Origin of the sequence: Clostridium sp. DFI.1.208 (genome assembly GCF_024463855.1) — a bacterium.
Lineage (GTDB): Bacteria > Bacillota_I > Bacilli_A > Erysipelotrichales > Erysipelotrichaceae > Clostridium_AQ.
This window is the reverse complement of sequence record NZ_JANGCA010000012.1, coordinates 97,602-116,023: the sequence shown is the minus strand read 5'-3', so window position 1 is coordinate 116,023 and position 18,422 is coordinate 97,602. Positions and strand designations below refer to the sequence as shown.

The window sequence follows — 18,422 nt, the reverse complement described above, 5'->3', positions numbered from 1 at the left end:
TTTTTTGAACTTTATTACTCCTTTTTGAAACCCCATGATAATTTAGAGCCTAGCGTTCACTTGCTAAAACCCCATAATAATTTAGAGCTCATTTCTACTCAACCCCACGATAATTTAGAGCCCCCTTTAAAATTATTGTGGGAATTGCTGTTTAGGATAAATGTAGAGAGTGCAGAATGGTAGGTCGTATGTCTTCTTCAACATCCAGCATATTCATGGCATCCACCGCACTGACATCGATTTTCTGCATCAGTTTTCTTACATGGAGTAGTGTTGCTTCCACTCTGCCTTCCGCCTTTCCTTCTTTTTTGCCTTCAGCTTTTCCCTGTAACAAGCCTTTTCTAAGTCCTTTTTCCAGCCCTTTTTCCAGTCCTTGTTCCAGCCCCTGCTCCAAGCCCTTTTCTATGCCTCTTTGTTCAATGAAATCACTAAAGTTGCACATCGTCATGACCTCCTTATCTATCTCCTTCTCCATTAGTATACCATACGTCTTCTGCAATTGTTCCTTTTTATCCACTATTGCGAGATTTTTTATGAACAAAATCTTTAATAGTTCCAGCAGCCTCTGCTTATTCTCATCCTCCTGCTCCACCGCATTCGGAATATCCTGTGCTTTTCGTACGCCTTCCTTTTTCGGATACACCATGACTGCTGTGATCAAATCATAGTCCTCCTTTGCGGCATGCCATATCTTTGTTTCACATGTTTCCTGTATCTTATAGGTATTGATGACATCGTTCTTTTGATTGCTGTGACCGATACAGATCCATATGGAACAGACCTTTTTGATTTTACCATAATCGGAATGCTGAAATCCATCCCTGGGATGCTTCTGTCTTGCCATCAATCTACTGCAATAGTACAAAGCACGCTTGATCAGAGGATAGCCGGGGTTATCCTCCGCCTGGCTTTCCAGGTTGATGATCAAGCGAAGCCTCTTTTCCGAGGGCGTGTTCTGATCTGATTCCATCTGCTTTGATGGTATCACTGCTTCAAACTGAATATCGTATTTGATCTGGGCTCCTGGTATGGCCTCATCCGTAACCTCTATCTGCTTATCATCAATATGTTCGTACTCCGCTGTATTCTTTATGGAAGACATTTCGATATAGGACGGTATATCCTCCAGTGGAATGTCTGCATATTCCGGAATACAGCCTTTCATGACATAGGCGAGTATCTGCTTGTTTGATAACAGCTTTTTACAGTACATGTCATATGCCTTTTTATCATCATAACAACTAATCATAGCTGCTGTTTCTGTATTTGTATTCATGATCATATCCTTTCTTTCTGATATTGTTATCTATACTTCAGGGATATGATCTGGTGGAGCTCTTATGTTGCTGTTGCTTTCATCAGCATATAAAAGTACCTGCTGTTTCGTTTCATACGCTGTAATGCATGCAACAAAAACAAGGCAGTCCTTACCGCCGACAAGCGGTATTTAGCTGCAGCGTGTTACACAGGGATGGGAAAAAATAACTTAACTTGTTATAAGCATAAGAAAAAACGCTTCTAGCAAGCGGTTGAGCTACGGAAAGGCCGGGGCTTTTGCGGATGAATTCGATGTGAATGGATTGTATTATGTATATAGTTTCTCATAGACCGACCTCTCCTTTTTTGTATCTACAGTGTAGCATAAATCTTGTCGAAATTACAGAATAAAAACTAAATTCTATCTGGCTAAAAAGAAGAAAACAGATTCCATTCGGAAACAGTCACATACGTCATGCAATACTTCACTTCAAATCAAGAAAACATTTCGTAGATAACGCTTAAGAAAATAGTAGCAGTATAAAAATAGAATAAGCGCACAAGATAGCGATAGAAATTATTTCGATTTAATAATTGTATCCGAGCCTGACTACTCCATAAGGAAGCTGCACATGTGTCTCAACCTGTAGTATAATGCTCAATTCTCTGTTTTTTAGCCGGAAACATATGAAACTTATCGCACAGCAGGTCCTTTTGGTATGATATAATGGAGCAGCGAGGTGATTTTATGGCATTAGATGGATTACTGCTTCACCAGGTACAGAAAGAGCTACAGAGCTTTCTGCCTGCCAAGCTTACAAAGCTGCAGCAGATCAGCGATACCGAGCTGCTGTTTACGATACGGACACCGAAAGGAACACGCCGTTTGATGATATCCTTACACAGTGTATACAACCGCATCAATCTGACACAGGAATCGTATACGACGATGGAGACGCCCGGCAATTTTCTCATGCTGTTGCGAAAACAGATCGATGGAGGAATCCTTCGTTCTCTGAATCAGATTGGACTTGACCGCATCCTGCATATGGTGGTTGAAGCCAGAGACGAGCTGGGCGATATTCATGACCGGCATCTCTATATTGAACTGATGGGCAAATATGCGAATATGATTCTGGTGGATGAGCAGGGCCGTATACTGGATGCCTTAAAACGCATTCCCCCCTTTGAAAACAACCGCCGCACCATTCATCCGGGAGCGCTATATCAGCTGCCTGCACCACACACCGGAAAACAGGACCCCTATCATTATGACCACATTGATCCAAATGAGTCCTTCACCAAACAGTTTCACGGGTTTTCTCCCCTGCTCTCGAAGGAAGTACAATATCGTATGGCACAGGGGGAACGTTTCGATGACATTCTGGAACAGATTCAAACCTCTGATGCATTGTATCTGAGTGACGTGCAGGACAAGACCCAGTTTCACTGCATACCACTGACTCACCTGGAGGTGGAAGCACGACAGTATCCGCTCATGAAAGGAATGGATCTGCTCTTTTTCCAGAAGGAGGAGAAGGTGCGCATCAAGCAGCAAAGCGGCGATCTGTTTCGTGCTGTTCGCAAGGAGCTGCATAAGAATACATCAAAATATCCAAAGCTGCAGCAGACGCTGGAGGAGGCTATGGATTGCGATAAATATAGGGAATATGGCGATTTGCTGTTCGCTTATATGGGCAGTATCGAACGCAGCGAAACAGTGACACTGCCCTCCTTTGAAACAGGGGAGGATATTCGTATTCCGCTGGATATGCGTTTTGATATCAAGGGAAATGCCAACCGCTATTACCAGAAATACCACAAGAGCAAACGGGCACAGTCCATTCTTCAGGAACAGCTGACCCTGTGCGAAAAGGAAATCCGCTATTTTGAATCCATGGAGGTACAGCTGGAGCAGGCTACCGTACAGGATGCTATGGAAATACGGGAGGAGCTGGCAAGACAGGGATATGTCAAGGCAGTCAAGACCTGCATACGCAAGAAAAAGAAGCAGGAGCTTCCGCATTATGAAACCTTTGCGTTTGACGATGTACAAATCTACGTTGGGAAAAACAATCTGCAAAACGATCACGTTACCTGGCGTCTGGGAAGAAAAAGCGATACGTGGCTGCACGCCAAGGACCTGCATGGTGCCCATGTTGTCATTACCTGTGAACAGCCGGATGAGGAACTGCTGCGCAACGCTGCCATGCTTGCCGCATGGTACAGCAACGGCCGCTATTCCTCCAGTGTTCCCGTGAACTACTGTACGATCCGACAGCTGAAAAAAATCCCTGGAAACAAGGGCAGCTTTGTTTCCCTTTCAAACTACAAGACCATTTACATCGATCCGGAGCCGGCGCAGATTCAAAGGCTGATCGACGAGCATCTGATCACGCAGAAAAAGCATTAAGCAGACAAACGCATGCCTGCTGCCCTACAGAATATGGCACAGTGCTTTTACAAGCTATGCCTGCACACCTATCACTGCATAAGCGGTGATAGGTTTTTTTATCTCATAGCAGAAAAAGCTTTTGTTTACATAAAAAGGATGTATCTATCAGGTGTTTCCAATACATCTCCATCCTAAATACATCCTATTACGATTTAAAGCACCCTGCTTTTCCTTCCGCTATCGGAAAGGACATGCATCTTCTCTCCTCTCGATGAAACATCCGCAGTCATCGGTTCTGAAAATACAGGCGCAGCCTGTAAACACCTGCAAACAATGCCACTTCCACCGGAACGATACCCAACGTGATACCCAGCAAATCCCATGGCAATATATACTGCGTATCTTTTGCTGTAAGTCCGATATCGGAAAGCGTAGCACGCATCGTTGCACTGAAGACACCGATGTTAAGCAAATAAAGACCAGCCAGTACCAGCAGCACGACCTGTACCACGTCCGGCAGAAATTCCTGCATAATCAGAAATGCAGTCTGAATAACTGCTCCCAAACCAAGGCACATCATGCAGCCCATTAACACTCCGTCAAAAAGGAAATAGCCGCGAAGCAGCTCTGCCGCAGCAATACACACGGCAGTCATCACAATGCTGAACATCCATGCTGCGATCATGAATTTTATACGACTGAAAACCGGCAGCTTTCGCTTACTGAAAAGATACATGAGAATACAGGCATACAGAATAAAGACCAGTGCCGTATAGACAGGATCCGAAAAAAACAGTCCATAGGCGATACAGCCAATCAGTACTATCGATGCGGTAAGCTTTTGTGATTTCTGCATACAGCTTCATCTCCTCAACTACTATAAAAGCATATACATACTATACCACATTGCCAAGACTCCCACAAGCATCCTGCGTACAGCATGCATTTTTTTCATCCATCAGGGAAGCAGCATCGCTTCAGCAATTCACCCATGCCTAACCACTCTGTATCGGCTTTTTTCGCACATAAAAAAAGGAGCATCGCCCCTTTTATTCTACCTCCATATCAAATATATAATGCTTGCGAATTTTCTCCAGCACCTTCCAGACACATGCCATATCAGGTCGGAAGGTGACAAGATCACCTCTTGTGAACGCATAGGATTGTCCATCACTACAGGTCACAACTGCTGTACCCTCGATGACTAGACACGTTTCACAGCGTTTATCGTACATCGCATCCCACACTGCCGGATCGTGCTCCCAAATCGGACAGTCTTCCAACAGTCTGCGTTCCTTATCATTCGGCTTTCTTACATACACATCCTTCATCATATTCTCCTTTACAGCTTCGGGTAATGCTTAGCCTTTACATCGCTCCAGGATACCTTTTGATTATCCGGCACCGGCTGAAAATAAGCCTCCAGTCCATCTTGGACCATTTCATCCAGCATTTTCGCATCGTCATCATCAAACGAAATCGGTCCGACAATATTTTTACGTCCAACGCCTCCGCCGATTCCGCCTATCTGTAAGGTTTCATAGCGAAAGCCTGCTTTATAAGCCTTATAGGCCATCGGCATATTTTTAAACAACACAAAGATTGGCTCCAACTCCCCTAACTGATCCTGCTGCCATCTATTTCCGGCTTCCTGTGTCGATATCGTTTCCAGTTCAACACCTACCGGGCATGCCATCTTATAAATACTGGACAAAAAGGAATTGCTCGCTCCCTCATCATCAACAATATATACCTTTTTACTATTCATCCTATACAACCACTGCGTACATACCTGTCCATGTATCAAACGACTGTCTATTCTGACTAAACCTATGCGTGCCATTTTTCATCATCGCTCCTTATTTTTCAATTTTGATCCAATTTTTTCCCACAGATCCTGTCACCCTCATATAATCCATCACACGTTCCTTATAGCCTGCCCACATGATATCTCCTGCCATTCTCGCTCCGATATTCTCCCCCTGCTGATAACGTCCATCCTGAAACAAACAATCCAGTCCATAATTATAAGCGTCCGTTCCCATGTTGATCTTCTGCGTACCAATTCGGCAGCATTCCGCAATATTTTCAAATCCAGAGAATGAGCCGCCATGGAATACCAGTGGTACATCCACCAGGTTCTTTATTTCCTTTAATCGCTCAAAATCAATATCCGGTCCCTTTCCGGTATACTCTCCATGGGCTTCGCCAATGGATACCGCAAGACAATCACAGCCGGATTTCTCAACAAACTCCTTTGCTTTCACAGGATCTGTCAGATATTCATCCCGTTTTTCTTCGTAATCGCAGCCATCTGCTATCTGTCCAAATTCTGCTTCCACCGTGATTTTAAGAGGCTCGCAGATTTTCTTAAACTCCGCAACCTGCTGTGCATTTTCTTCAAAGCTCAATGCACTGCGGTCAACCATAATCCCTGTGAATCCGCCATAAATCGCCTTTACACAGGCCTCAAAGCTGTCTCCGTGATCCAGGTTCAGTGCGATTGGAATCCGTACTTCATGCGCCATGGAACAAATCAGCTTTCCAAAGGATACAATATCCTTATGATTATCCGGTAAAACATCAATAATAAGGGGGGAATCCAATTCAACAGCAGCTTCTATACAGACTCTGACTGAATCTTCATTGAAAACATTCGGTGCCAGAACACCATATCCTCCTTCCTTCGCTTTCTCTAAAATCTCTAACATTGATACCAACATAATTTCATTCCTTCCTTTCTTTGCTATGCTCTTCCAGACGCCGAATCAGCTTAAGCATGTCCTGCATGACATCTCCTGCGGCATCCTCAAACAGCAATTCATGCTTCTTATGTTCATAATATTTGTAAAAGATGTTCTCTGCACCGGCATACTTTAATTTCCGTATGACAGCATCCAGCTCCCGTGTATAATTGGAAAACACATCCTCATACCCGCTCAAAAATAAGATCGGAAGATATTCGGGAAGCTGTGAAATCCAGTCTTCCGCCGTATACAGAGAACACAGTGAAATTCTGTTTAACATATACTGCATGGAGTAAGCAAGCTTGCAGCAGGCGTCTTTTTTCAGCCTTTTCTGTTCACGATGCTGAAAGACTCTCTGTTCAACAAGGGTATCCAGATTATCAATACCATAATGAGAGAGAATATATGCTTCGGTTTTTTCAGCCGGCTCCGTATTCGCTTTGCTGCGACATTCTCTTCCATATATTTTTATGGCTTTTTTATACAGAGAAGGAAAGCCGTAATCACCGCATAGGATCAATGCATTGCAATTATTTGTCGTAATTGCATACTGCTTTGCCAGCATACTGCCAAAGCCAAAGCCGATCAGCGCATGAATATAGGACTTCTTCCATTCCCTCTTGGGCAGGGCATCCTTTGCGACCAGATAGAACATCGTTTCCGTATCCTCGATAAAGTGTTTATACGTATGCCTCTCACTGATCTGCCCGGGACCATTCACATACACCGACCTTCCATGACCTATCAGATCATGTCCGAAGGCGGCATAGCCATAGCCGGCAAAGAACTGAAGCAGTGCCGTATAGCGATCGATATGATCATATAGATCATGTAATATCTGGATATAGCCTTTTACAGGACCATCCGGAATCCATGCACAGCCATACAGCTCATCCTCACCATCTCCGCTTACAAAACGGTATTCCCGCAGTTTCATTAGCCTATCTCCTCAATTTTGCATATTTTTTCTGAATATTGCTTTTCGGTTTTCTGACATTTTTCAAATACAGATTGCGCAGAGCAGCAAAGACAAGGTATGCCATAACCAGCCAGATCATCCATGCTGATCCAAAATCAAACAAATCAAATGCTCCGCGTTTTGTCTGCAATCCGAATGAGGTATCGATGGATTGCGTACCGCCTTTACTGATGAACCAGTAGATTGCAAGCGTTAGCCCTGTCAGCTTAACGAACAGCAGCTTCTTATCCTTCATCCTGAAGCCCCTGCTGTATACCCTCCACATACAATACAGCCGCTATGCTTCCTGGATCTACAATACCAATGGAATTTTCCTGACGAAATGCCAGCCTGCCATGCCTCGCCTGCATCATTTTGGCTTTCTCAGCCCCTTCCCTTGCGGCGGTAACGGCGTATTGTAAGGCTTTTGTTTTCCCCTTTGCTACATGCTCAGCATAGGCGCGCTGTGCCGGGCAAAGCGCATCAAGGAACGTCTTCTCCCCCTCCTTTGCACCGCCCAGCGTCATGACACCCTCTGCCATTCCCTGTAACAGCACGCCAAGCTCCACATCCTGCAGCTCTTCTTTTCCCTTCAGCTGCTTTCCGATTTTCATAAAGCCGCTGGAAATGAGCGTCCCCATAGAAGAGGATGCGACGCTATTGAATTTTTTCCCTGCCATATACACCAACCTGCCAATATCCTGCTCATCACAAGCTGTGACAAATTCATCTGCAATGCGAAATCCATCGCGCATAACGACACCGAGATCGCCATCTCCGCCAACAGAATCCAGTGCTGTTAATTGCTCTACATGCTCCTGAAATATCATCTTCCACGCGTGAAATACACGCTTTATATCTTCTGCTTTCATCTCGCTTCTCCAAACTGTGTAAACATCGGGGTATCCGCCGCAGCATCCATCAATCGCTTCAGCTCCTCATCAACCTTCAGCAAGGAGATGGACAAGCCGGTCATTTCCAGTGACGTCGCATATTCTCCAACATAGGTTCTATGAACCCGTATTCCTTCGGCTTTCAGCATACGATGTACCAGACCATTGATCAGATACTGTTCCTCTAACGGAGTAGCACCCAGACCGTTGATCAATACACACACCTCATCACCACGCTGCAGCTGCAGATCCTGCATGACGGGCGGTAAAATCTCCTTTACGATCTCATCTGCTGCGCAAATCTTTCCTCTGCGAATTCCCGGCTCTCCATGGATTCCCATACCGATTTCCATTTCATCATCCGCCATCGCAAAGCTTGGATACCCAATTCTCGGTACGGTGCACGGGCTCATAGCAACCCCCATGGTTGCCACAAGCTGCTTTGTTTTTTCTGCAATGCGATACACCTCATCCAATGGCAGCATTTCCGCAGCAGCTGCCCCTGCGCATTTGTATACAAAGAAGATACCCGCAACACCTCGACGAATATTTTTTTCCTGTGCTTTTGCACGCGGACCGCTTGCCACATCCTCACCGGCAATCGACAAACACACTTCTATATCCTCCTCCATTTCTGCCATTTCTGCAGCCATCTGAAAATTGAAGATATCCCCGTTATAATTTCCAAAGATATAAAGTACACCTGCACCGGCATCAATGGCTTTTGTTACTTCAAGCATCTGTTCAAAGCTTGGAGATTGAAAGACATCCCCTACGCTGCATCCATCCAGCATCCCTTTCCCAACGTAGCCCAGAAACAGCGGAAGATGACCGCTTCCACCACCTGTTGCGATTCCTACCTTACCGGCAGCTTTCTGTTTGCTGATCAGACAATGCGCATCCTCGTTCACACACGAGTAATAGGATGGATGTGCCGCATACAGCCCGTACAGCATCTCATCAATAAAGCGCTCCGGCTGATTGATAAATTTTTTCATTGTCATACCTGCTTCCTCCTTTTTGAATTACACGCCCAGAATGCCCAGACCTCCAAGTGCGATGGCAATCACGAGCAGCACCAGTGTAACCTTTAATACGGTGCCCCCCTTTTTCAGATAAGCGTAAACACCAAAGACTGCAAGAAGTGAGAGAATACCCGGCGCAATCGGATTAAACAGCAGCTCCTGAATACTAATCATATCCTTTGCTCCATATGGAATTTCATAGATCACAGCAACATTGACGTTTTGTGCTGCCATCGTCCCCATCACAAACAATCCGACGATGGAAAAGAAGGTCACAATTTTCTGTACTGCATTGTTTTGTAATATGTTCATAGCAGAATCGGTGCCCAGCTTATAGCCCATGTTGAACATGAATTTCCCCTCCGATACCAGAATGACATAGAGGAGAATATCATCAACGATCGGTGCCCACAGCATTCCCTGCTGCGCAAAGCCCATAAAGAAGGTGGAAATAAGTGGTTTCAGCGTCGCGTAATTCAAGGTGTCACCGACACCGGCAAAGGGTCCCATCATACCGTTTTTAACACTGTTGATCAAATCTTCGGAAATCAGCTGATCATCAGGCACCTGCTCACGCTTCTGTATCGCTCTTTGCTCTTCCAGCGATGTAATAATACCGGGAATGATACCGCCAATCATATTTTCCGTGATAAAGAACTGCATGTGTCGCTTCAATCCTTTGATTTGTTCTTCCTTATCATCCGGATACAGCTCCTCCAATGCCGGCGCCATGGTCAAACACATTCCCATCGCCTGCAAACGCTCAACATTATCCACATGGCAGACATGCAAACGCCAGTTGAACCAAACTCTTTTCAATGTTTTTTTACTTAGGATATGGGTTGCCTTGGATTCGGCATTTTTGAGATTGAGTAAATCCGCAAACAAGCTTCCATTGTCTGTCTCCTTTTTTGTAAAAATCGTATAGAGCCAGGCGATAAATATACCAAGCAGACATCCCGGCACAGCTCCCAGACCGGAATATTGGGCAAAGAAGAAGCCGGCGATAAAGAACGGTATCAGCTGTCCTTTTCCGATTACCAGAATGACCATGGCAAATCCCAATGCAGGAAGCAGTCCGCCGGCTAGAGAGAACATGTTGTTCGCCCAATCCGGAAGTCCGTTCATGAGGATTCCCAGACTGTTCACTCCATATTTCAATACGATGGTCATCGGCACCAGGAAAATCACCGCACGAATCAGTGGTCCGTAAATCAGGGATGTGCGGGTAAGCTCCTTTACATTACCGGTTTCCACCGCTTTATCTGCATGATGTACCGTCCAAACCATTGCCAAACGTTTAACCGTGTGTAGCTGCGCCATAATCAGGGCAGCTGCAGAAGAAATTACCAGACCCTGATCCAGCGATATTCCCGCCGTTATGACCATGGCCGTCGTCACGATTCCGGCTGCTTCTTTATCCACCGGCATGGCCCCTCCAACGGCAGTAAGTGCCAGATACAGCGGCTGAATAGTTCCACCAACGATACAGCCCTTTACCGGATCCCCCAAAATAACACCGGTAAGCAGTGAGATAAGCATTAAATCACAGAAGCAGTAGGTGAATGGTACAAAGATTTCACCTGCTGCCAGCCAATACAGCATTGCAAGTAAGATTGCTTGTAATAATGTCATTTTTTCCTCTCCTTTTTTCTAATTTATGCATACGTCTTACATCCCTTCTGCAGGCAGCACCACGTTCTGAATACCTCCCTTCCCTGTTTCTACCATGTGCTCTGCCGCTTCCTTTAAAGACATATCATCGAATTGAAATAAAACCTCCAATACCATTCCCAGATTCAAGCCGGTTACCAGACGGTAGCGGCAATGCTGAAATGCCATGAGCAGACTATTGCACGGACTGGCTCCGAATAAATCCGCCAACAGCAAATATTCGCCCTCAGGATCAAGAGTAATCAGCTCCTCTGCCTTTTTGATAAATGCCTGCGGGTCCATATCCTCCTTCATACCGATGGCATACATACAAGCCGTCTGCGCTTCTCCGGCTATCATGCGACTTGTTTCTAAAAAAGCCTCTGCCAGATTCCCATGTGCTCCGATAACAATGTGCTTCATACGTCCTCCTTCTCTTTTTGTTTCAAAAGTTTTAATTCCATATCTAAATATGAAATCGTTTCCATTTACAATTACATTGTATTAATTACAAAATATTAGTCAATAACATTCCGTTTAAATTAGAAAGCAGAGCTTTCCACTATTGATTCAAAAGTTTTTTAGCTTCCGAATCATTCTGCTTCAAAAATTTTAAGAGGCTACAGAAAAAGACCTGCTCTTGACAGGCTGCTGAAAAAGACTTATATGTCCCCTTGCTTCATAAGAGCAGTGAAAAGGAATACCCTGTTTCCTATAAACTCATGGACATGTAATGATAGAAAAACAGACGATGCAAGTAACACATCGTCCGTTTTCTCAGCAGTCTCGCTTCTGTCAAGTTCTTATGTAGGTTGAAATAAAAATCATGCTCATGTTTTTTTGGCAAGTATAGTTTGCATTTCTCTGTTCAGTCTTCAAGGAAACGACGATGTTTCCTGTTTTTCTATTCACGAAGATTCAAAGCGATTGACCTCAAGCAGTTTGCCTACCTTTATTTGCTTGCGAAGCTCACTTTCTACACAATCCGTAACCAGTGCATCGAAATTTTGAAATACACCGTACTGATAGCGGGAGGTTCTATCGAATTTCTCCGCCAGTGTAATCAGCAGCTTGCACTTGCTTCTGCGCAATATGATCTCATTCAGAAACATCGCATCCTCGGTCTGTGTTCCGGGACCATCAAAGCCTAAACAGCCATCCGTTCCAAACACCGCAACATCATAGGAAAAGCGACTCGCCATATCGGAAACAAACTGCCCCTCCGTACGATTCCCGCTGCGGGAATACTTCCCCCCCAGAAAGACGATCTCATGTCTGCTTTCCTTTAGCTCATTCATCATTTCAAAGCAGTTTGTAATAATCAGCAGATTCTTCCGAAAGCTAAACAGTTTACCGAGCGGAAGTGCAGTGGAGCTTGGATCAACAAAAACCACATCGTCATCGTGAATGAAGTTGATGACCTCCATACAGATTGCCTTTTTCACTTCGATTTTCTCCTGTGTTCGCACATCAATCGGTACATCGGTAAAGGAATTACGCAGAACAGCACCGCCATGCGTACGAAACAAAATCCCCTTTCTCTGTAAAAATTCCAAATCTTTACGAATGGTTTCCATGGTTACTCCAAAGCAGTCCGAGAGTTCCTTAACACTTGCTTTCCCATGCGATAGTAAATAGTTCGATATTTCATCAAGCCTTTTTTCCAATCTCTTTTCCATACCCCATATACGACAGACACCTGCACGTCCGTCATGCTCCTTTCCCAAGCTATGCAATGTACCCTATCAAAGAAATCCCCCAATTTATATCTATATTCATTATACTATGTTTTTTTCATGTAGAGAAGACAGCAGCTTACATAAAAAATAGGACACCTTCATGTCCTACAATAATACAATATTATGCTTTTCACATTCCTCACGCATGGCATCGCTCCACTGTGACACCTGCACCTCTCCGATATGTGCTTTGTTTAATAAAATCAAACAAATTCTGGACTGCCCGATGCCTCCGCCAATGGTCAGCGGCAGCTCATCCTGCAACAGCATTTTATGAAAAGGCAAATCCTTACGCTCCTCACAGCCTGCTTTTTTCAACTGCTCCATCAATGCTTTAGCATCCACACGGATGCCCATGCTGCTAATTTCCAGTACGGTATCCAGCACCGGATAATATAGCAGAATATCGCCGTTTAATGCCCAGTCATCATAATCCGGAGCACGTCCGTCATGCTTTTCTCCGCTGTGCAAAGTATCACCGATTTTCATTAAAAATACAGTTTTATGCTGCTTCACGATTTCATACTCACGCTCTTTCGGCGTCAGATCAGGAAAGCGGTCCTCCAGCTCCTGCGTGGTAAGGAAATATACGTCCTCCTGAATAAACGGCATGAGGTTTTCATAAACGATATCCAGCTCCTTCTCCGTTTCCTTCAAAGCCTTCATAATATTGCGCACGGTCATTTTCAGAAAATCCATCGTCCGGTTTTCCCTGCTGATTATCTTCTCCCAGTCCCACTGATCGACATAACAGGAATGCAGATTATCCAGCACCTCATCCCGGCGTATTGCATTCATGTCGGTATAGATTCCCTTGCCGACATTCAGATTGTAGCGCTTTAAAGCCATACGCTTCCACTTCGCAAGAGAATGAACTATCTGATAGTCCTCACCCTCAATTTCCATGATATCAAACGCAACCGGACGCTCCGTACCATTCAAATCATCATTTAAGCCGCTGCTTTTGGAAACATACAGAGGTGCCGATATACGCATCAGATTCAAATGATGCGCCAGACGACGCTCAAACAGGTCCTTGACATATTTGATGGCGATTTCCGTGGATATGATATCCAGCTTATTTTCATAATATTTTGGTATGATCAGATCTTCAACTGCCATAGCTTCACTCCTCTTTCATATACCTTCTTATTATACATGATTTCATTTACAAAATATATCTTTTTTTGAAATGTTTTTCAATAATTTTCGTTTCATTTACAATCACTTTCATTAAGACAGCTGCAGATGCGTGCAGGCAGCTCTTTGTGCCTGTATACAGAAGATTGCTCCAATACAGCCATATGCACATTCGCAAGTATGCTCGTTTATACCAAGCAACGAATGATTTGTATTTTTCTACTGTCTTCCTTCCGATCAGAAAAGAGGATGCCATACACCTGTAAATCAATCGTGTTGCATCCTCATAATTGGAAAAGAAGCCTTCATTTGCAGCCTTACCTGCTGCCAAAGCCCTCACTTATACTTTTTAAACATATACAGCTTTCCAAATTCCTCTCTTTGAAATCCATTTGCCTCCAGCACATGTATGGAGGCTGTGTTACGTTTTTCAACGAGTGCATAAATGGAAAGCAGCTGCAGCGTATCAAAGGCCTCCTCACACAGAGCACGAACCGCCTGCTGCATGATACCTCTATGCCAGTAATTCACGCCCAGCCAATAGGATAGCTCCGCACTGCTGCTCGTCTTTTTTTCGCATTCCAGAAAGCCGCAAACGCTGCCATCCAGCTCCACCGCACGAAACAGATACCGCTGCGGATCCGCATGCTGATAAAAATGAATCGTAGATACGGCATTGAGAAAGGTATCCGGATACAGGAATTTCCAGACTCTCTTTTTCAGATAATACGGATGCATCGACAAGCTGTGCAGCTCCATCGCATCCTCCACATCCCAGGGACGTACCATAACTGTCATATTGATCACCATGCTATAGTATGCACATTCCCGCATCCTGTAAACCGGGCTTTCTGCTAATCTATGCTTTTTTTCAATGCTCAGCTGTCTTTATGATAAAGAATATTGATATCGCCGTCCACAAAGCCAATACCCACACCCGCATATGCCTTCAGTTTTTCCGCATATCTACCGTTTTCCAGGTATATCTGCAGTCTTTCACTCATTTCTGTGAGAATCTGTTCCCAGTCTGCTTCCTCTTCCCAGCTGAATGGTGCCTCACGTGTTACAAAAACCTCTTCACAGGCCCAATCCGCATCCTGTGGATCAAAGCCCTCTGTGCCTGCAAATTCGATTGACCAGATATTTCCTTCCTGCTCATATAAATTAAAATTCACTGCAGCGATATCGTCTGGCAATGGCATTCCCAGTACAAAATCCAGCCATTCCTCAAAGCTTTCCATACCGTCATCTCCTCTTTGTCATCTGTATTTTACCATATCTGTCTTCGTTATGGCTAGATGCAAGAAAAAAAGGATATGCTTCCATACCCTGTTAAAACGGCTTCGTATCCTTATTCTTCCATCGGCTGAACTCCAGAGAAAGCTCATAAATTTTACGAGTGATGATATAGGTACAGGTAACCATCACGGAACATAAAATTGCAAGACAGATTTGAAGCCGATACACATCAAAACCCTCTCCTGTCAATCCAAGCATAAGCAGTAATAAATCGGCAAATATACCTGCAAAGACGGCAAAAGCGAGAAAGGATAGAATTGCAGTTCGCAATACTTTTTTAAAGGATAACATCGTTCACACTCCTCCCGTATGACGCATCATGCGACATTATTTTTTGCATCATGTTCTTTCTACACCATGTATAACAATTCGATGACAGCCTGTGCAGTAACATGCAGATACAGCAGCGGGATACATGCTCTGCTCTGCCAGCAGCACCTCCTGATCATTTGCAGGCTGCATCCTCATAAGGTGCTTTTTTTCAGAGAATATAATATTGGAAGCAGCCTGTACAAAGCCTGCTTTCATTTCCTTACCGCAATATGGACAAAGCATGTTCATTCCTCCTTTTTTGAAGATGGGCAATCCCAGAGCCGATTGCATATACCTTTGAAATACCGTTTATTTCCGGTGTCTATGGTGCATCTCACCGCCATGGTTTGAATATCACCCAGTCCTCCCCCATAGAAAGCTCAACTTCCTGATCACCGATCTGATAGTTGATGCCTGTACCAAAATTTGATTGATTATCCTTTTTCGGTATTTCTGTCCGCTCTACCATGCTGTCAATTTCCCCATCCGTCATGCCGCAGCGTAGCCTATCGTTGTTGGTCTTCTTTGTATTGTAATACAGCTGCCCATGTACCATAATCAGCTGCTTTGTGCACTCTGCTTTCGCTATGTTTCCTTGAACGATTTCAGCCCTTGTGTTCTTGCAGCCGCCAAGTATGCTAATGCAAAGCAGCATAGCCATATACAGCCTTGTTTTCATATTCCATCACCTTTTCCACGTTTTCATGTTCACTGACAGCGCAGAGAAAGAAGCTTCTGAATATCTGCCATATGAGCCTCCTCACAAACCCGATACTGTATCCATCCGCCGTTACCACACGGATATCTGTTATCGATGTATTCCTTTGCATAGGTCTGCAGCTGATCGTAAAGGGAAGCATACTGCGCATCAGAGAGCCGTATCATAACAGTAAAGGCTCCCGCCTCCGGAAACACATTGCACATCAGCTTCTTTTTCTTACGATGTGCAATCCCCCAGCCATAGTGGTTGCCATAGGGAAAGGTAACCTCCTGCTGCGTTGCGAATGTTTCAAATAGCCATGTATTCAGTCTGATAAACAGCTCCCCGCATTCCTCACAATGCGCACACATTTCGTTGTACCGGGGCTGCTCCTGCTTATTTAACATTCTTTCATACATAAACATATCCTCCTGCCCTTCCCCTAGTTTTTTCCATTATAGCATATTCGTTCCGTTTTTTCTTTACAGCTCTTCAATTTTATCTCAAGAATATGAAAAGGCATTCCTCTGTATATGGAGGAACGCCTGTATTTCTTATTAAGCCTTTACCTTAACACAGGTACCATCCGGTCCCGGTGTGGTGTTCAGATATTCAGCGATGGCTGCCTTCTGATCCGGTTTACAAGGCTTGCAGGTACCGACAACAGTGACCTCACCCTCTACCAGTGCCTCGGCAAGTCCGCTGCAGCCTGCATACCCGCAGCTACCGCAGTTGTAGTTTGGCAGCATGCTGCTGACCTTTTCAATACGCTCATCGACTTCAACGCTTAAAAATCTGTCCGCAATTCCCAGCCCTAGACCAAGAATCGCCCCCAGAACAAGCATCATAATGATTGCAGTTACCATGTGACTACCCCTTTCTATTCCTCATGTGCAGGGTTGTTGCAGCAGGAATGATCATGACAGCCCTTGCACTGTGCTTTCAAATCCTCACATCCCTTAGGAAGCGGTGTTTTGTGATTGAAGTAAAACACCAGTGCATAGACTGCACCGAGTGCTCCCAGATACAGGACGGGAAGTAATGCCTTCATATTAAACCAGACCCATCAGTCCGCTGAAGGCAAGTGCCATGATTGCTGCAACGATCAGGGCAATCGGATTTCCTTTCCAGGAAAGCGGAGTATCACAGGCATCCAGACGCTCACGAATCGTTGAGAAGATGTACAGTACCATCGTGAATCCAACAGGAATTGCGATGGAATATGTCAGCATCTCCGCAAAATTGTAGCCGCTGGTGATGTTGTTCAGTGTAACATTCAATACGACACAGTTCGTCGTAATCAGCGGCAGGTAGACACCCAGCGCCTTATATAGAGAAGGACTCAGCTTCTTGATGATCATTTCCACCAGCTGTACCAAAGCGGCAATGACCAGAATGAAGGTAATCAGGTCCATATACTGCAGATTCAGAGGATCCAGTACCATGTAATACAGACCATAGGTTACCAGAGAGGCTGCCACAATAACAAAGGTAACGGCAGCACCCATACCGATGGCAGAGCTGCTCTTCTTGGATACACCCATGAATGGACACATACCAAGGAACTGATTCAGGACGACGTTATTGATGAAGACAAACGTAATCAGCATAACAAATAAATTACTCCAGTTCATCGTTTATTTCGCCTCCTTTTCCAGCTTTTTCGCCTTATTCTGCTGGTGAGACTTATAGGCAGCCAGTCCTGCAGCCAGACATGCAAACGTACAGAATGCACCAAACGGCTGAGAGAACATGGAGATTGCAAAGTCCTCCGGAATAATACGAATTGAGAAGATATTCTGCGCCGCATCGAACGGATTGTCAAAGGACAGGATTCCCGTTGCGATAATCTGACGGATTGCGGACATCAGGATGATGGATACGGTATATCCAAGCCCCATGCCGAGTCCGTCCAGAGCGGAATCAAAGACGCTGTTTTTGCTGGCAAAGGCTTCCGCACGTCCCAGAATAATACAGTTTACAACAATCAATGGGATAAAGACACCCAGCGCGGAATCCAGACTCGGTGCATATGCCTTAATCAGCATCTGGATAATTTTTACAAGTGTTGCAATGATTACAATATAAACCGGAATACGAATTTCCGATGGTGTAATATTACGAATCAGGGAAATGATCACATTTGACATGATCAATACGACAATAACAGCAACTCCCATACCGATGGCATTGTTCAGCGTGGTCGTTATGGCCAGGGTGGAACAAAGTCCCAGATACAGGGAGAATACAGGATTTTCACGGATGAATCCTGCTGTAAAATTCTCTTTACGGTTCATTCTTCAT

The 18,422-nt window shown here is 44.6% G+C and carries 24 protein-coding genes; 1 reads left to right on the top strand and 23 read right to left on the bottom strand.

The window, feature by feature from the left end; genetic code table 11:
- Nucleotides 1–151: 151 nt before the first annotated feature.
- Nucleotides 152–1,282 carry a hypothetical protein gene (locus NE665_RS08640; protein WP_347285924.1) on the bottom strand — a complete coding sequence of 377 codons (1,131 nt, stop codon included), beginning with the start codon at nucleotides 1,280–1,282 and terminating at the stop codon, nucleotides 152–154.
- Between the two features lie 723 nt (nucleotides 1,283–2,005).
- Between NE665_RS08640 and NE665_RS08635 the strand changes: the two genes are divergently transcribed.
- Complete coding sequence (locus NE665_RS08635; protein ID WP_117443931.1) at nucleotides 2,006–3,670, top strand: NFACT RNA binding domain-containing protein; 1,665 nt, start codon at nucleotides 2,006–2,008, stop codon at nucleotides 3,668–3,670.
- Between the two features lie 268 nt (nucleotides 3,671–3,938).
- Here the strand turns inward: NE665_RS08635 and NE665_RS08630 are convergent, their stop codons facing one another.
- From NE665_RS08630 to NE665_RS08525, 22 genes are all read right to left on the bottom strand, one after another.
- On the bottom strand, nucleotides 3,939–4,508 hold the full coding sequence (locus NE665_RS08630) for a hypothetical protein (RefSeq protein WP_117443932.1): 570 nt from the start codon (nucleotides 4,506–4,508) through the stop codon (nucleotides 3,939–3,941).
- 193 nt (nucleotides 4,509–4,701) lie between these two features.
- Nucleotides 4,702–4,983 (bottom strand): cupin domain-containing protein, encoded by a 282-nt coding sequence (locus tag NE665_RS08625; protein WP_117443933.1) that lies wholly within the window; start codon nucleotides 4,981–4,983, stop codon nucleotides 4,702–4,704.
- An 11-nt stretch (nucleotides 4,984–4,994) separates the two neighbouring features.
- Entirely contained in the window at nucleotides 4,995–5,495 is a 501-nt protein-coding gene (locus NE665_RS08620; protein WP_117443934.1) for a PTS sugar transporter subunit IIB, read from the bottom strand.
- Between the two features lie 16 nt (nucleotides 5,496–5,511).
- Nucleotides 5,512–6,375, bottom strand: a complete 864-nt coding sequence (locus NE665_RS08615) for a class II fructose-bisphosphate aldolase (RefSeq protein ID WP_117443935.1) — start codon at nucleotides 6,373–6,375, stop codon at nucleotides 5,512–5,514.
- A 4-nt stretch (nucleotides 6,376–6,379) separates the two neighbouring features.
- Nucleotides 6,380–7,336 carry an alpha/beta hydrolase gene (locus NE665_RS08610; protein WP_117443936.1) on the bottom strand — a complete coding sequence of 319 codons (957 nt, stop codon included), beginning with the start codon at nucleotides 7,334–7,336 and terminating at the stop codon, nucleotides 6,380–6,382.
- A gap of 4 nt (nucleotides 7,337–7,340) precedes the next feature.
- Entirely contained in the window at nucleotides 7,341–7,613 is a 273-nt protein-coding gene (locus NE665_RS08605) for a hypothetical protein (RefSeq protein WP_117443937.1), read from the bottom strand.
- On the bottom strand, nucleotides 7,603–8,229 hold the full coding sequence (locus NE665_RS08600; RefSeq protein WP_117443938.1) for a dihydroxyacetone kinase subunit L: 627 nt from the start codon (nucleotides 8,227–8,229) through the stop codon (nucleotides 7,603–7,605). Before NE665_RS08600 ends, NE665_RS08605 begins: the two co-directional genes overlap by 11 nt.
- Complete coding sequence (locus NE665_RS08595; protein WP_117443939.1) at nucleotides 8,226–9,254, bottom strand: dihydroxyacetone kinase subunit DhaK; 1,029 nt, start codon at nucleotides 9,252–9,254, stop codon at nucleotides 8,226–8,228. Before NE665_RS08595 ends, NE665_RS08600 begins: the two co-directional genes overlap by 4 nt.
- A 21-nt stretch (nucleotides 9,255–9,275) precedes the next feature.
- Nucleotides 9,276–10,910 (bottom strand): PTS system mannose/fructose/sorbose family transporter subunit IID, encoded by a 1,635-nt coding sequence (locus NE665_RS08590; protein WP_117443940.1) that lies wholly within the window; start codon nucleotides 10,908–10,910, stop codon nucleotides 9,276–9,278.
- A gap of 36 nt (nucleotides 10,911–10,946) precedes the next feature.
- A complete protein-coding gene (locus NE665_RS08585; RefSeq protein WP_117443941.1) occupies nucleotides 10,947–11,351 on the bottom strand; it encodes a PTS fructose transporter subunit IIA in 405 nt (134 codons plus the stop codon).
- Between the two features lie 485 nt (nucleotides 11,352–11,836).
- On the bottom strand, nucleotides 11,837–12,607 hold the full coding sequence (locus NE665_RS08580) for a DeoR/GlpR family DNA-binding transcription regulator (protein ID WP_117443989.1): 771 nt from the start codon (nucleotides 12,605–12,607) through the stop codon (nucleotides 11,837–11,839).
- Between the two features lie 165 nt (nucleotides 12,608–12,772).
- Nucleotides 12,773–13,789 carry an aspartate--ammonia ligase gene (asnA, locus tag NE665_RS08575; protein ID WP_117443942.1) on the bottom strand — a complete coding sequence of 339 codons (1,017 nt, stop codon included), beginning with the start codon at nucleotides 13,787–13,789 and terminating at the stop codon, nucleotides 12,773–12,775.
- A 354-nt stretch (nucleotides 13,790–14,143) separates the two neighbouring features.
- Nucleotides 14,144–14,605: a GNAT family N-acetyltransferase gene (locus NE665_RS08570; RefSeq protein WP_233104569.1), complete on the bottom strand. Its 462-nt coding sequence runs from the start codon at nucleotides 14,603–14,605 to the stop codon at nucleotides 14,144–14,146.
- Nucleotides 14,606–14,685: 80 nt separating this feature from the next.
- Nucleotides 14,686–15,048, bottom strand: a complete 363-nt coding sequence (locus NE665_RS08565) for a hypothetical protein (RefSeq protein ID WP_117443945.1) — start codon at nucleotides 15,046–15,048, stop codon at nucleotides 14,686–14,688.
- Nucleotides 15,049–15,139: 91 nt separating this feature from the next.
- Nucleotides 15,140–15,397, bottom strand: coding sequence for a hypothetical protein (locus NE665_RS08560; RefSeq protein WP_117443946.1), 258 nt, complete (start codon nucleotides 15,395–15,397; stop codon nucleotides 15,140–15,142).
- A 48-nt stretch (nucleotides 15,398–15,445) separates the two neighbouring features.
- Entirely contained in the window at nucleotides 15,446–15,661 is a 216-nt protein-coding gene (locus tag NE665_RS08555; RefSeq protein WP_117443947.1) for a PF20097 family protein, read from the bottom strand.
- A gap of 91 nt (nucleotides 15,662–15,752) precedes the next feature.
- On the bottom strand, nucleotides 15,753–16,097 hold the full coding sequence (locus NE665_RS08550) for a hypothetical protein (RefSeq protein ID WP_117443948.1): 345 nt from the start codon (nucleotides 16,095–16,097) through the stop codon (nucleotides 15,753–15,755).
- Nucleotides 16,098–16,126: 29 nt separating this feature from the next.
- Nucleotides 16,127–16,537, bottom strand: coding sequence for a DUF3788 family protein (locus NE665_RS08545; RefSeq protein WP_117443949.1), 411 nt, complete (start codon nucleotides 16,535–16,537; stop codon nucleotides 16,127–16,129).
- 138 nt (nucleotides 16,538–16,675) lie between these two features.
- Nucleotides 16,676–16,984 carry a (Fe-S)-binding protein gene (locus NE665_RS08540; RefSeq protein WP_009272897.1) on the bottom strand — a complete coding sequence of 103 codons (309 nt, stop codon included), beginning with the start codon at nucleotides 16,982–16,984 and terminating at the stop codon, nucleotides 16,676–16,678.
- A 14-nt stretch (nucleotides 16,985–16,998) separates the two neighbouring features.
- Nucleotides 16,999–17,169: a hypothetical protein gene (locus NE665_RS08535; RefSeq protein ID WP_009272898.1), complete on the bottom strand. Its 171-nt coding sequence runs from the start codon at nucleotides 17,167–17,169 to the stop codon at nucleotides 16,999–17,001.
- A 1-nt stretch (nucleotide 17,170) separates the two neighbouring features.
- Entirely contained in the window at nucleotides 17,171–17,752 is a 582-nt protein-coding gene (locus NE665_RS08530; RefSeq protein ID WP_117443950.1) for an RnfABCDGE type electron transport complex subunit A, read from the bottom strand.
- Nucleotides 17,753–17,755: 3 nt separating this feature from the next.
- Nucleotides 17,756–18,415, bottom strand: a complete 660-nt coding sequence (locus NE665_RS08525; protein ID WP_117443951.1) for an electron transport complex subunit E — start codon at nucleotides 18,413–18,415, stop codon at nucleotides 17,756–17,758.
- Nucleotides 18,416–18,422 lie beyond the last annotated feature (7 nt).

Excerpts from the sequence above, each read along its gene's own strand:
- NE665_RS08640 (WP_347285924.1), bottom strand. The coding sequence starts at position 1,282 with ATGATCATGAATACAAATACAGAAACAGCAGCTATGATTAGTTGTTAT.
- NE665_RS08635 (WP_117443931.1), top strand. The coding sequence starts at position 2,006 with ATGGCATTAGATGGATTACTGCTTCACCAGGTACAGAAAGAGCTACAG.
- NE665_RS08630 (WP_117443932.1), bottom strand. The coding sequence starts at position 4,508 with ATGCAGAAATCACAAAAGCTTACCGCATCGATAGTACTGATTGGCTGT.
- NE665_RS08625 (WP_117443933.1), bottom strand. The coding sequence starts at position 4,983 with ATGAAGGATGTGTATGTAAGAAAGCCGAATGATAAGGAACGCAGACTG.
- NE665_RS08620 (WP_117443934.1), bottom strand. The coding sequence starts at position 5,495 with ATGGCACGCATAGGTTTAGTCAGAATAGACAGTCGTTTGATACATGGA.
- NE665_RS08615 (WP_117443935.1), bottom strand. The coding sequence starts at position 6,375 with ATGTTGGTATCAATGTTAGAGATTTTAGAGAAAGCGAAGGAAGGAGGA.
- NE665_RS08610 (WP_117443936.1), bottom strand. The coding sequence starts at position 7,336 with ATGAAACTGCGGGAATACCGTTTTGTAAGCGGAGATGGTGAGGATGAG.
- NE665_RS08605 (WP_117443937.1), bottom strand. The coding sequence starts at position 7,613 with ATGAAGGATAAGAAGCTGCTGTTCGTTAAGCTGACAGGGCTAACGCTT.
- NE665_RS08600 (WP_117443938.1), bottom strand. The coding sequence starts at position 8,229 with ATGAAAGCAGAAGATATAAAGCGTGTATTTCACGCGTGGAAGATGATA.
- NE665_RS08595 (WP_117443939.1), bottom strand. The coding sequence starts at position 9,254 with ATGACAATGAAAAAATTTATCAATCAGCCGGAGCGCTTTATTGATGAG.
- NE665_RS08590 (WP_117443940.1), bottom strand. The coding sequence starts at position 10,910 with ATGACATTATTACAAGCAATCTTACTTGCAATGCTGTATTGGCTGGCA.
- NE665_RS08585 (WP_117443941.1), bottom strand. The coding sequence starts at position 11,351 with ATGAAGCACATTGTTATCGGAGCACATGGGAATCTGGCAGAGGCTTTT.
- NE665_RS08580 (WP_117443989.1), bottom strand. The coding sequence starts at position 12,607 with ATGGAAAAGAGATTGGAAAAAAGGCTTGATGAAATATCGAACTATTTA.
- asnA (WP_117443942.1), bottom strand. The coding sequence starts at position 13,789 with ATGGCAGTTGAAGATCTGATCATACCAAAATATTATGAAAATAAGCTG.
- NE665_RS08570 (WP_233104569.1), bottom strand. The coding sequence starts at position 14,605 with ATGACAGTTATGGTACGTCCCTGGGATGTGGAGGATGCGATGGAGCTG.
- NE665_RS08565 (WP_117443945.1), bottom strand. The coding sequence starts at position 15,048 with ATGGAAAGCTTTGAGGAATGGCTGGATTTTGTACTGGGAATGCCATTG.
- NE665_RS08560 (WP_117443946.1), bottom strand. The coding sequence starts at position 15,397 with ATGTTATCCTTTAAAAAAGTATTGCGAACTGCAATTCTATCCTTTCTC.
- NE665_RS08555 (WP_117443947.1), bottom strand. The coding sequence starts at position 15,661 with ATGCTTTGTCCATATTGCGGTAAGGAAATGAAAGCAGGCTTTGTACAG.
- NE665_RS08550 (WP_117443948.1), bottom strand. The coding sequence starts at position 16,097 with ATGAAAACAAGGCTGTATATGGCTATGCTGCTTTGCATTAGCATACTT.
- NE665_RS08545 (WP_117443949.1), bottom strand. The coding sequence starts at position 16,537 with ATGTATGAAAGAATGTTAAATAAGCAGGAGCAGCCCCGGTACAACGAA.
- NE665_RS08540 (WP_009272897.1), bottom strand. The coding sequence starts at position 16,984 with ATGGTAACTGCAATCATTATGATGCTTGTTCTGGGGGCGATTCTTGGT.
- NE665_RS08535 (WP_009272898.1), bottom strand. The coding sequence starts at position 17,169 with ATGAAGGCATTACTTCCCGTCCTGTATCTGGGAGCACTCGGTGCAGTC.
- NE665_RS08530 (WP_117443950.1), bottom strand. The coding sequence starts at position 17,752 with ATGAACTGGAGTAATTTATTTGTTATGCTGATTACGTTTGTCTTCATC.
- NE665_RS08525 (WP_117443951.1), bottom strand. The coding sequence starts at position 18,415 with ATGAACCGTAAAGAGAATTTTACAGCAGGATTCATCCGTGAAAATCCT.